The organism is Pedobacter sp. 22226 (assembly GCF_052045455.1).
GTDB classification, from domain to species: domain Bacteria; phylum Bacteroidota; class Bacteroidia; order Sphingobacteriales; family Sphingobacteriaceae; genus Pedobacter; species Pedobacter jeongneungensis.
The window spans coordinates 293,243-305,473 of sequence record NZ_JBQEPB010000002.1; the positions used below are offsets into that span (position 1 = coordinate 293,243).

The window sequence follows — 12,231 nt, forward strand, 5'->3', positions numbered from 1 at the left end:
CCACAGATGCACACAGATAAACACAGATCTTAATTTCTAATGCATCGTGTTTACTTTTTTACAGTAATGGTTCTTCCGGTAACGAGGTTAAATTCGTAAATCCGGTACAGGCCATCATCACTAATCTCTATGTTTTCTACCAGGCCGGTTTTGCTAAAGGTATCGGTTACCATATCGCCGATTTTTACTTCCTGAAGAACATCGTTGGGCGTATCGTTATTTAATCTGATCATAAAAGTAAAAGTATTGATTATTCGTAAAACTTAAGGTAGATTAAAATGTAAGATGTAAAATGGTTGATGGAATTAAAATCATTAATAGTAATCGCTTGATATATAATACCTTAACTTTTATTCATAAAAAATAAGTGAAATTAATCCATTCCCGGCTTTGTGTCCTCGATGCCTATATCTGCTTTCCCGGTGATTAAGTTAACGCAAAACACCACACGCTAATCGCATGGCAATTCCTGTTTTACCCCTCCGTTCTCAGTATCTTTAAAGGCGGCTGGTTTAATATACTTCTTGTACTTAATACACCTGTAATCACGACCAGTAATACAATTGAACCAAATAACAGCACAGTTGGTATAAAGGGTGGAACAAATGCAGCATCAAATGTAAATTTGGCCAGTGCCCAGCTTCCGCTGATGGCTAAAATTAACCCTGCGCCGGCTGCAAACGCACCTAAAAAGAAATATTCGATGGCATTGATCGCCAAAATCTGTTTTCTGCTGGCGCCCATCGTGCGCAGTAAAATGCTCTCTTTTATCCGCTGGTTTTTGCTGGTTAACACTGACGAAATAAGCACAATCCACCCGGTAACCATACTAAAGCCCGCCATAAACTGGATTACGAAACCGATTTTACTCAGTAATTCATCCAATAATTTTAATACCAGGTCTAAATCGATCACCGAAACATTAGGGAATTTTTGGACTACTTCGCCCTGAAAACGGGCAGAAACTTCGCCTGATGGCACCCTGGTCATTAATACATGGAACTGTGGCGCCTCTTCCAGTACTCCGGCAGGAAAAACTACCCTGAAATTGGTCTGCATCCGGCTCCAGTTTACTTCCCTCAAACTGCCCACAACGGTAGGGATCATCATACCCTGAACATTGAAAAGGATTTTATCGTTGAGGCCAACATTAATAGATTGGGCATAACGCTGATCTAAAGAAATATAAACCGTTTCATTTGGTTTTATTTTTCCGATCCATTTACCTGATGTAATTTTCTCTGCTGCGGTTAAAGTATCCTGATAAGTGGCCCTGATCTCGTTGCGGTATGCCCTACGGTTATTCGTATCGGCACTAGCTTTCTTCCCGTTAATTTCTTCTATCCGCATGGTAATTACCGGTACCTGGTTCATTAATGGTAATTTGAAAGCTTTGGTTAAACTGTCCAATCCTTCCTTTTGCGTATTCTGGATATCAAACATCACCATGTTGGGCTGGCTGGCTCCTGATGAAAGCGTAACCCGGCTCATTAATATGCCCTGAACAAAAAACAGCGTACAAATGAATGCAGTAGATAAGCCTATGGAAACCGTTAACATCAATGTTTGATTATTTGGACGGTAAAGATTGACAAAGCCTTGTCGCCACAAATAGCTTGATGAGTTGGGCAAGAGTTTTCTCAACAGGAACATCAATAATTTAGACAGGGCAATGAGCAGTACAAAAGCAATGGCTATACTCAGGGTAAAGGCGAATGTTTGTACCCAGGTTTTCATCTGCAAATGGGTAAAACCGGTAATAAAGGCCGCCATTAACAAATACACCAGCCAGGTTAAAGGATCTCTTCTGCCGCCAGCTTTTTCGAAAGATATCCGGATGGCGTTTAATGGCGAAATTTTCCGTACAGAGAGGAGTGAGGGGAGTGCAAACAGGATGGAAATAATCAGTCCCAATAAAATCCCCTGACCAACGGCCGGCCACGAAACCTGCATGGTAATTTCGACCGGAAGAAAATCTTTTAACACCAGAGGCAGTAAAAACTGAATCCCGGTCCCCAAAATTGCGCCCAAAACTGAGGCAATTAACCCGATAATAAACACCTGGATGAGGTAGATTAAAAAGGCATGACGCGATTTTAACCCTAAACAGCGCAAAGTTGCAATGGCGCTTAATTTCTCCTGGATATAAACATGGATGGCACTGCCAACACCAACGCAGCCCAGTAAAAGGGCAATAAATCCTGACAAAGCAAGAAAACGGTTAACATCTCTAAACGACCGACCCGTTTGCTCTTTCCGCGATTCAACCGTGTCGGCATCAAAACCCTCTTTTTCCAGCCGGGCATCCTGTTTTTTTACCCAGGCATCAATACCAGACGGATCGTTATACCTAAAATAGAATTTATTATTGATGCGGCTTCCTGTTTTAATGAGGTTGGTTTTATCGAGAAGCTTCAGCGGGATATATACTGTTGGAGCAATGCTGGCGCCAATCCCGGTTTGTCCCGGCGCTTTGGTGAGCGTGCCGAGTATCTTGAAATTCAGATCACCAATTTTGACTGAATCACCCACTTTGGCATTAAACTGCAACATCAAAGTTTGATCAACAAGGGCAGTTCTTCCGGATTGAAAGTTTTTTGCTGCCTCCAGAGGAATGGTTTCTATCGTGCCATAATAAGGATAATTTCCTTCCAGGGCTTTCATCTGCACCAATCGGCTGCCTCCGCCTTTCTGGAAATAAATCATTGAGGCAAATGTTTTCTCCTGCGAGCGTTCGTCGCCCAGCGTATCGAGTATTTTTTGCATCGCTTTGCTTACCCCTTTGCGGCTATCCAGCACCAGGTCGGCACCTGTAAGTTCTTTAGCCTGTGCATCAATGTCTTTTTGCAGGTTATCTTTAAAAGAATACACGGCCACAAGCGCTGCAATGCCTAAAACGATGGATGATATAAAAAGAAATAAGCGTGCGCGGTTTTTCCGGCTATCCCGCCAGGCCATTTTAAACAGCCAAGAAAATTTAATGCTTTGCGTTGGAAGGCTATTAGGCATAAGAAGGATTTTCGTCTGAAATGATTACGCCACCTTTGATTTTGATCGTTCTGGATGTTCGGGCTGCAAGTTCTAAATCGTGTGTTACAATGATTAAAGTGGTTCCGGCATCTTTATTTAAGTCGAAAAGTAGTTTAATTACTTTCTCACTTGTTTCTGCATCCAGGTTTCCGGTAGGCTCATCGGCAAAAAGAATAGCCGGCTGGTTAGAAAACGCCCTTGCCAGCGAAACCCTTTGTTGCTCGCCACCCGATAATTGAATGGGATAATGATGAGAACGATCGGCAAGGCCAACTTTATCCAGCAACTCCAGTGCATGAGCTTTTATATTTTTTGCACCCCTTAATTCTAAAGGAACCATTACATTTTCGAGCGCAGTTAAAGTAGGTAACAGCTGGAAATTCTGAAAAATAAAACCTACATACTGGTTCCTCACCGCCGCGCGTTCATCTTCACTGAGTTTTTCCAGCGCAATTCCATTCAGCTCAACGGTTCCGTTACTGGCCCTGTCTAAACCTGCACATAAACCGAGCAGGGTGGTTTTACCGCTTCCGGATGGACCGGTTATGGCCACAGTTGACCCAGCTGCGATAGAAAAATTGATGTTATCCAAAACGGTGAGTTCCCGCCCGGCACTTTGGTAAATTTTGCTTACATTTCGGATATTCAATATGCTTTCCAATAGCTTATATTTTTAAGGTTTGCGTATAGATTTTTGGCCAAACATAACCGGGCGATGCCTGTTATTAATGGTTTAACGATAATTAGATATAGTATTATTAAATATGTTACGAAAACGATTAATGGGCCTATTTGTTTTGAGCCTCATGCTCTTAAGCTGTGGAAACCAGCAAAGTAAAAGCAATACTGGTAAAACTTTAGATTCGGCTGACCAAAAAACTGCAGTTCCGTCAGCTAAAAAGAAAAATATCCTCTTTTTTGGTACGAGTTTAACAGCAGGTTACGGGCTCGATCCGACGGAAGCTTACCCGGCCCTGATCCAAAACCGGATTGATTCTTTAAAAATGCCATATAATGTAATTAATGGTGGCTTAAGTGGCGAAACTTCTGCAGGTGGCAAAGGAAGAATCGATTGGCTGCTCAAACAACCTGTAGATATTTTTGTGCTGGAACTTGGGGCAAACGATGGTTTACGCGGATTGCCTGTGGCACAAACCATTAAAAACCTGCAAGACATTATAGATAGGGTGAAGGCAAAATATCCTGACGCAAAAATGGTGATTGCCGGCATGCAGGTTCCGCCGAATATGGGGGCTAAATATGCAGCAGATTTTAAGAATATTTTTCCTGACCTGGCCAAAAAGAACCAGATGGCCCTGATTCCGTTTTTATTGGATAAAGTGGGTGGGGTGCCAAAATTAAACCAGGCCGATGGCATCCATCCAACTGCAGAAGGAGATAAAATTTTAGCCGAGAATGTTTGGGTGGTATTGAAGGGCTTATTGTAAGCTTTCTTAGTTTTTACCGCAGAGATCACAGAGAAAGCAAAGAGGGAACCTGACCAGGGTGAATTAGGGCTGCATTATCTTAAGATGATTGTTTTTATTTGTACCATTAAAGCCGGATAAAATGCGATAAATCGTCATTGCGAGGAACGATGCAATCCTACAACTATGGGTAGGCTCTGCATGAATTTAATTTCAATAATTAACGATCGTATTAAGATTGCTTCGTGCCTCGCAATGACGATCTTTCTATAAAAAGGGTAAAGAACTGCGATTAAACTTCTCACTCCTGCCTGAAACTTTTAAGCGTGCCATCATTGTTAAACTGGATATCGTAGCGCTCGCGGCTGCCGTTTATTGTTCTGGGAGCCCAGCGCATACCCTTATCCCAAATGGTAATGTAAGCAGCTGATGTTGGCTCTGCCCCTTCAACCTGGGTGGCTTTAGCATTATAAAGCTGTATTACCTTATGTGCATCTTTAAAATGCATTCCGCTTAAAGGGAATGTTCTGCGAGTGATATCACTGGCCAGTACCGGCTTCGGTGCAGACCATTTACCATCGCGGTATTCATAAGCATCAACATATTTAGGGTTAACAGGATGCTGCAACATCAGGTTTATGGACCATTATCGTAAAAATGAACCGACTGGTACACCATAATTTCTTTGTTACGGTATTGTGGTAAATTTTTCAAATGATCTTCAGCTTTTTCCAGATCTGAGGCGCTTAACATTCCTTTTTTAGCCTTAGCTACCGGTTTATCTGTATCAGTTTTTTTAAGATCGCCTTGCGGGAGTTCCATCTCCTTTAAAAACTTATTTACCCTTTTCTGAATTTCTTTGGCTGCTAAAGGATCGTTCTTTTGCTTTAACAATTCGATGTCGTGGAACATTTCTTTTGCTTTAAGTTCCATTTCGGGGGTGTTAACAGTATCGTCATTAATCACTATTGTTCTTTCCTGGTGGCGCTGTACAGCAGTGGCTGTACTGGTTTTAGTAGATCCGGTATATTCGCCATTTGTATCAAAGTGATTTTCTTTATTATATTTTTTAACCAGCGAATCGTTTGGATGAAAGGTTTCATCTATGCTTTTGGTAATATGGTTGCAACTCAGTGTAAGCAAGCTGAAAAGTATAAACAGGCTATAAAATTGCTTTGGGTTTTTCATCAGAATTCTCCTTCAACTTCATTTAAATCTCTTTCAAAAGCAGCATGCTGCGGATCCTCCTTAAGATAAAAAATAGAAACATATTCCTGTTTGGTCATATCCAGATCGAGCAGATTTACAATCCTTTTGATGTTCACCCTGTGCTTATGGTAAAACTGATCTGTAAATTCGAGCTCAAAATTAATCATGGGTTGCTCATTGATGTAAGTTCCGGTTTGGCTGGCTTTTAACAATCGGGCGTTTGTTTGCGTACCTTTAAATTTAATCTGGAACAATTTATCAGGTTTGCCAATAAATTTTCGAAGGATAAAAGTTCCAAAAGCACGGTAAAGCAGCAACATAAATGCACAGGTTAACAGAGGATGGCCAATACTCATAAAACGCCAGCCCATGCCCCCGCTTTCCGAATAATAAGAATAAACATAATAAGCAACAACAATAGCAGCAAAGCTTAGCCAGGCCAGGTTGCTAAGCATAATAATCCCTTTTCTGATGCCTGCTTCTGTAGTCGCAAAAATAAAATAGGGAGCATTTTTTACTTCTTTATCCAACAAAATACCAACAGTTTTGCCAACTTCGTAACGGCGCTCATAAGGTTTAGCATCGTTTAACGTGGTTATTTGAGTAACGGTACTGCCCACCAGGTTTTTAAACTGAAGCGTAAGTTCGTAGCTATCGTAAGCTGCTCCCGGTTTCGAAATTTTTGTCGATTTTAATATTTTGGCCTCGCGCGGTTCGCCGGTTATTTTGAGTTTTTCTATGTTCCGTTTGATCAAAAAGGGACGGACTACCCATTTCCGGTAATAACCAATTAACAATATGGTCCAGAACAGGATAGATAGGGTAAGCAAAGCAAGCGAATACCACGCATTGCTGCCTACCAGGTTGGGCATGTTTTCGCTTTTGATGTTGTAATATAACAACATGGGGAATGGGATAGCGAAAAAGAACATATAGATGCTCCAGAATATCGAAAGTCCTTTACTGATGTTGTGGTTCATTACTGCTTATTAATTTAATGTTTTGTATCGTTCAAAACTCGGGTCAATGGCAGGGTAAAATGCAGGTTTTTAATTTCCTGTATCATCGTGTATATTTAATCTTCATTAAAATATTGTCCAAACCATTTATCAAAGTTTTCTTTGTGTTTTTCCTGTGCGGTTTTAATTAATTCGTCAGGCTCTTCAATCTGGGTGAGGTTGTAATCGCCTTTCATCCATTTTAAGTACTGGCTAAAGTCTTCACTTTCTTCGTAGCTCTTTTTATTCTTGTAAAAATAGGCCTGATCAAAATCCACCCAGATTTCGGCATCATAGGTGAGCAGGTGCAAAAGCTGCAAAATGTTTTCAGCAACAATATGAACGCCACCTTCATCTCCAAAAACGACAATAGGCATCTGGTTCAAGGGTTGGTTACTTCCATCGTTCCATATCGTGTAAAAAGATCCGGTACCATTGGCCTGTGCAAAAGGGATTAACCGGTTTAAAAATTCTTCATCTTCGCTCCAGCTACGTAGTCCTGATTTATCGTCTATCAACACACCAAAACCCTGGCTGTAATTTTCGAAGGCAGAAATATTGTTCTGAAAATAAATTAGTTTTTCAAGTTCAACAGGGATTTCCCTCAAACCTAAATTTTCTTTAAAATCTGTTATGTTTATCATAGGTAGGTGAATTATAGAATTAATGAATGATTGAATGTAGGAATTAATGAATGATTGAATGTGGGAATGATTGAATGTGGATTTATTGAATGATTGGATGAAATTGCAATTGTTAAAAAGGCATCTTTTTTACTTCGATTCCGTTATCTTTCGCATATACATCGGCAATTTGCCAAAGCTTATTGTATTTCTGTACAAATGCATCATAACTTTTGTTATCCATTTCGGTTATGGCCACATTGATATCGTTTTCCGGGGCATGGCTATCAATCATTTTTGCAACCTTCAGGTGATCGGTTTTATAGCTTTTCAGCACAAAGGCGTAAAGATCCAGCGCCGCATCAATCATCGGTTTTGTTTTTTTTGTAGGCTGCAGGTCTTTTATCTTTTTTACATTGCGTTCTACAGTTGTGATTGAGTTATTTCGAAGGTATTTCTCACAGGTATTAAAATCCGGGGTGTTTGCACCTCCCTTAATGTACCTTAGATAAGTATTGAAATATTGCCCGCCAAAACGCGATATGGAATTGGTGTTCAATGCTACCCGGTCAAAATATTCTTCGGGTGTGTTTAAAGAAAATTCGCATGCGGTGATGGTTAAAACCATCACCATTAGCATGACATTTTTGAAATTGAGGCGCATAAACATCTTTTTAGTATTTACCCACAAATGATGACTTGTCTTCGAACATTTTACCAATCAGCGGAACAGGTTTCAGTGCGCCATTGGCTGCATTAATAATCCCCAAAATCCACAGGATAATGAAAGCATAACCAATGAGACCTAAAAATGACAAGGCAGGCACTATACTGGCGATAATGGTAAATGCGACATTAAAAATAATGCTTACAATGGCGAGCCCTAACGATTGTCTTAAATGGTATTTAAGTAAGGTGTCAGCTTTGTCTTTCCCGATGAAATAGGCAATTAACCAACCAATAATGGTGATGTAAGAAATGATTGCAAGAGATTTGTTGTTCATGATTTTAGATTTTTAGTGTGAAAATTATTTGATTCAAAGTTGGCGCTAATCATCAGGTTTTTAAAGCTTTTGGCGCCTACAGAGCATCTACAGGTTTTTTAAAAAACGTCTACAATACATCTACAGGTGTTGTTAATCTACTGTTAATCAGCGATTTGTTATTTGTTTCGGTTTTTGTTTTTCGTCTACAATCATATCGGGGTTTCAATCTTTATGTTAATTTTACAATATGAAACATCTTGTTTTTAAAAAGATATTACTCTTAGCCGGAATATTTTCAGGTTGTTTTGCAGCCGGTGCGCAGACTTTACTGGATAGTACTGCGCTCGATAACCTGAGCGAAAAAGATAAACCGGCATTGCTTACACAGCTGGCGGAGCGGAGCAGGATTAACGGCGATTATAAAGCGGGTATTGCAAAAGCCGGAAAGAGTGTAGCATTGGCATTAAAGTTTAAAAACTATACAGAAGCTACAAAGGCCTATACCGTAAAAGTGGCCATATATACCACTACTAAGGAATTTATGCTATCGAAAAAGGCGAGTGATACCACTTTGTCTATTGCCCAACAGTCGCGCAAGCCCATTGCTTTAGCCTATGCTTATTATGCACAAGCCTTGTTCTATAATGCCATTGATAACAGTGAGCAGATTACCAGATACTGCCAGCTCGCGTTAAAATCGTTGGGGGAAACATCAGATCCGTACCTCAGTGCCAAAATATATTACCAGTTATATATGCTAAACTCGCGGAGGGATGATGTTAAAAATGTAAATAAATATGCCATTGCAGCTACTGAAAATGCCTTAAAAACAACCGATTATAACCTGTTGAGCAATTGTTATACTGCTTTATCGGTTGCGGCCGATTATAACTATGCCAGTACCAAAAATGAAGCGTTACGCGATAGCATCATCTATTATTTAAACAAGGCACAAAATCTTTACCTGCAATACCCCAATTATGTTGCCCGAAAAACTTATGCCATTTCCTGTATCAATAGTGCCGATTATTATTTAAGGTACTTCTCCGATACCGATCAAACTGCAAAGGCAAATGCGATCCGTTATGCCAGCATGGCGAATGAGGTGATGAAGGGTGCAATTAATGGTGAAGAAGTACGGGCAAGTAGCCTGGGCATTTTAAGCGAATATGCTAAAAGGGACAAAAACTTTGTAATGGCCGATGCTTATTTGCAGGAAGCCTATAGCGTATTGATAAACAAAAAGGTACCTTATTATTATACTTTAATTAATGTGGTAACCGCACTATCAAACTTTTATGAGCAGCGCGGCAACTACGAAAAAGCACTCGATTTCCAAAAAAAAGCAACGGCGTTTAATAACAAGTATTTCGATGAAAAGCGCACACTAAATGCCCAGAAACTGGAAGTGCAATACGAGGCCGAAAAAAAAAACAATGAAGTAAAGCTGTTAAAACAGAGCGAACAATATGCCAGGCAGCAGAAATACCTTTATATTGGAATTGCCATTGCCTCCATATTAGGCCTTATATTTATGTTCCGCTCTTACCATTTCAGGTTAAGGTATTCGCTACAGCGTGAGAAACAGTTGCATTTGGAAAAACAGGATGCCGAACTGCAAATGAAACTCGAAAAAGAGGAGCAGGCCAGGTTAAAAGCAGAGCAGCTTTTATTGGAAAGCCAGCAGCAACAATTGCAGAAAGAAGTAATGGCCAGTCAGTTACAACTGGAGCACAAAAAGGAAATGCTTTTTCAGATTAAGGAAAAACTTAGCGATAACCACCCGCTTAACATCAATAAAATCTGGAACGAAGAGTTGTTGCTGGATAATGATTTCGAAGAGGCTAAATTTCAGATCCAGCAGGTTCATCCCGAATTTTTTTCTTTATTAAATCAAAGGGCGCAACAAAAACTTACTCCGCTCGATTTAAAACTCTGCGCTTATCTTCATTTAAAACTGGATACCAAAAAAATTGCCCAATTGATGCATGTGGAAGCTAAAAGCGTACGCATGAGCCGCTACCGGATAAAGCAAAAGTTGGGTCTGGGGAAAGATGAAGACCTGAAATTATTTTTACAGGATATGGGTTAAGTGCAAAAATCCGGGTAACTAATCCAAATGATTGTTCAAATTATACTGTTTTTGTGCTTCGGCCAATAGCTGTTCTTTCTTGCGGATCACTTTGTGCAGTTCCACACTACTTTTAAGCAATTGTGAATGTTTTTGTATTGCCGCATCGCGTACTTCCCTTGTATTTGCTTTATCCTGACTTATCTGTTGTTGCGCAATATCCAGCCGGTCAGAAATTTCCAATGCTTTAACCGCTTCATAATAATTAATTGTTGCTGCTTTTAACTCATCGCCATGCTTAATATGATCTGTTTGCAAGGCGTTTATTTCTTTAATAATTTTATTAAAAGCCTGTTCTTCTTCGTTAATGGCCTGTTGGGCGCAATGAAAATCGCCATTAATCAGGCATTTTAGTTTCCGCTCATTAGGACCGTTTTTGCCCACCATAATATTAAATACAGCCCGGCCTTTTTCTTCAAGGGTTATTTTTAAACCGGAAGCTTTTTTCGACTGACAGGAGATTAAACTCAAAATCAGCATCACGAAAAAGATATTTCTTAGTTGCATAACAGTTTCAATTATTGCTTTGCTAAAATTACAGATGCTATTTAAACCCGATTAAATTTCCCGGGTTATTTACGGTTCAGGTCGGTAATTAACAAAGGGTTATCCTTTTTCAGGTTTTTAATCAGTTCTTCAACTGCCCCAACGGTTGGGTTTTTCTTCAGCTCTTCTACCTCAGTATCGGTAATACCCACTAATTGCAGAAAACTGAGTTCGCCATGTGGCGTTTCAATTTTTCCCAGTTCCGGATCCAACGCAAAAACAAAACCCGTTATCTGGGTATCGGTATTTAACCTTATTGGTCCGTTAGCGGGAATGAAGTGGTTTTCTTCAAACCATTTACCACTCGAAAATACATACCTCGCTAAATTGTTCATTACCTCTATGGCCCAGATGGGATCGCTTTCATCATCTTTAAACGGCGCCAACCTGAAGGTAAATTCAAAGCCCCATTTGCTAAATTCGCCACCTGCTTTTTCTTCGTCGTAATAAAGTTCACTCATGCCATAGCTAATGATGTGCCGGTGAAAGTGCTGGTGGTTGCTGTCGTAAATACTCGCACCATCTATCGGGTCCGTTCCGCCGGCCATGTAATGGATTCCGCACAAAGGTGGATAATGGCGTGCTTCAGTTGTACCGTAAATTTTTTCCAGCTGATCATCTATGGCCTGCCATCCGGGGGTATCATCGGTGGTAAACTGTTGTTTATAGGTTTCAGGGTTCATCATAAGGTTGATTAAATGTGTTTTTAATTGCTGTTCAAAGATTTTGCCATTTTAATATTTAAATACGATTACAACATATTTTTACTGGTGCTTGCCGCTTGTTTTTGCAGCGAGAATATGGTTGTTCCGTCAATTGCCAGCATTTTAACATAAAAACTGATCTGAGGCGACGTATTGCTGCCATTTGTGCTGTAAAAACTTTCGGATGAAGCTGCAACCTGTGCATCGGTAAAAGCAATCTTTCGCAATTTTTTAATGTCGTTAATGCTTGCCATCGTAATTATGCCAGAGGTGTTTTTCAGTCCGCCAGCCAGCCATTTCAATAAATATTCATCGGGCGCCTGGCCCAGCTCCATCGAAATGCTGCAACTGCCATCGCTTATTAATTTACCTTCATTAGGTTCGTAAAAAGGATTGTTTAAAGAGTAACTGGCGCCATAAAGCTTATAGCTGTGGCTGGTGTTGGTGGTTTTGTCTGTTAATTTTAATTCTACTTCTGCCTGTGCTTCACTTTGGGCAACTGCATTAAATCCGCAAAACAATAACAACAATATTATCGTCCGGCTATACCATTTCGTTTTCATAGGAGGTGGTTTTA

At 40.2% G+C, this 12,231-nt stretch carries 14 protein-coding genes; 2 read left to right on the forward strand and 12 right to left on the reverse strand.

Annotated elements, in window-relative coordinates; translation table 11 throughout:
• Positions 1-50: 50 nt before the first annotated feature.
• The 3 genes from ACTJKC_RS04655 to ACTJKC_RS04665 all read right to left on the reverse strand — a co-directional run bounded on the left by ACTJKC_RS04655 (position 51) and on the right by ACTJKC_RS04665 (position 3,691).
• Positions 51-233 (reverse strand): hypothetical protein, encoded by a 183-nt coding sequence (locus ACTJKC_RS04655; protein WP_344848753.1) that lies wholly within the window; start codon positions 231-233, stop codon positions 51-53.
• Between the two features lie 241 nt (positions 234-474).
• Complete coding sequence (locus tag ACTJKC_RS04660; protein ID WP_440790493.1) at positions 475-3,009, reverse strand: ABC transporter permease; 2,535 nt, start codon at positions 3,007-3,009, stop codon at positions 475-477.
• Positions 3,002-3,691: an ABC transporter ATP-binding protein gene (locus ACTJKC_RS04665; protein WP_344848757.1), complete on the reverse strand. Its 690-nt coding sequence runs from the start codon at positions 3,689-3,691 to the stop codon at positions 3,002-3,004. The genes ACTJKC_RS04660 and ACTJKC_RS04665 overlap by 8 nt, the downstream gene beginning before the upstream one ends.
• A gap of 103 nt (positions 3,692-3,794) precedes the next feature.
• Here ACTJKC_RS04665 and ACTJKC_RS04670 point away from each other — a divergent pair, with 103 nt between their 5' ends.
• A complete protein-coding gene (locus tag ACTJKC_RS04670) occupies positions 3,795-4,478 on the forward strand; it encodes an arylesterase (protein ID WP_440790494.1) in 684 nt (227 codons plus the stop codon).
• Between the two features lie 280 nt (positions 4,479-4,758).
• Here the strand turns inward: ACTJKC_RS04670 and ACTJKC_RS04675 are convergent, their stop codons facing one another.
• The 6 genes from ACTJKC_RS04675 to ACTJKC_RS04700 form a co-directional block, all read right to left on the reverse strand.
• Entirely contained in the window at positions 4,759-5,088 is a 330-nt protein-coding gene (locus tag ACTJKC_RS04675; protein WP_440790495.1) for a hypothetical protein, read from the reverse strand.
• Positions 5,089-5,093: 5 nt separating this feature from the next.
• Positions 5,094-5,645, reverse strand: coding sequence for a hypothetical protein (locus ACTJKC_RS04680; protein WP_440790496.1), 552 nt, complete (start codon positions 5,643-5,645; stop codon positions 5,094-5,096).
• A complete protein-coding gene (locus tag ACTJKC_RS04685; protein WP_440790497.1) occupies positions 5,645-6,646 on the reverse strand; it encodes a hypothetical protein in 1,002 nt (333 codons plus the stop codon). Before ACTJKC_RS04685 ends, ACTJKC_RS04680 begins: the two co-directional genes overlap by 1 nt.
• 95 nt (positions 6,647-6,741) lie before the next feature.
• Positions 6,742-7,308: a hypothetical protein gene (locus tag ACTJKC_RS04690; protein ID WP_440790498.1), complete on the reverse strand. Its 567-nt coding sequence runs from the start codon at positions 7,306-7,308 to the stop codon at positions 6,742-6,744.
• 112 nt (positions 7,309-7,420) lie between these two features.
• Positions 7,421-7,951 (reverse strand): hypothetical protein, encoded by a 531-nt coding sequence (locus tag ACTJKC_RS04695; protein ID WP_440790499.1) that lies wholly within the window; start codon positions 7,949-7,951, stop codon positions 7,421-7,423.
• Between the two features lie 10 nt (positions 7,952-7,961).
• Positions 7,962-8,291 carry a DUF4870 domain-containing protein gene (locus ACTJKC_RS04700; RefSeq protein ID WP_344848771.1) on the reverse strand — a complete coding sequence of 110 codons (330 nt, stop codon included), beginning with the start codon at positions 8,289-8,291 and terminating at the stop codon, positions 7,962-7,964.
• 229 nt (positions 8,292-8,520) lie between these two features.
• Between ACTJKC_RS04700 and ACTJKC_RS04705 the strand changes: the two genes are divergently transcribed.
• The gene (locus ACTJKC_RS04705; protein WP_440790500.1) at positions 8,521-10,365 is read left to right on the forward strand and encodes a helix-turn-helix transcriptional regulator; all 1,845 of its coding nucleotides are present in this window, start codon (positions 8,521-8,523) and stop codon (positions 10,363-10,365) included.
• Between the two features lie 18 nt (positions 10,366-10,383).
• On the opposite strand, the gene ACTJKC_RS04710 is transcribed toward ACTJKC_RS04705, so the two are convergent.
• From ACTJKC_RS04710 to tssD, 3 genes are all read right to left on the reverse strand, one after another.
• Entirely contained in the window at positions 10,384-10,911 is a 528-nt protein-coding gene (locus tag ACTJKC_RS04710; protein WP_440790501.1) for a hypothetical protein, read from the reverse strand.
• 65 nt (positions 10,912-10,976) lie between these two features.
• Positions 10,977-11,636: a suppressor of fused domain protein gene (locus ACTJKC_RS04715; RefSeq protein WP_440790502.1), complete on the reverse strand. Its 660-nt coding sequence runs from the start codon at positions 11,634-11,636 to the stop codon at positions 10,977-10,979.
• 65 nt (positions 11,637-11,701) lie between these two features.
• Positions 11,702-12,217 carry a type VI secretion system tube protein TssD gene (gene tssD / locus ACTJKC_RS04720; RefSeq protein ID WP_440790503.1) on the reverse strand — a complete coding sequence of 172 codons (516 nt, stop codon included), beginning with the start codon at positions 12,215-12,217 and terminating at the stop codon, positions 11,702-11,704.
• Positions 12,218-12,231 lie beyond the last annotated feature (14 nt).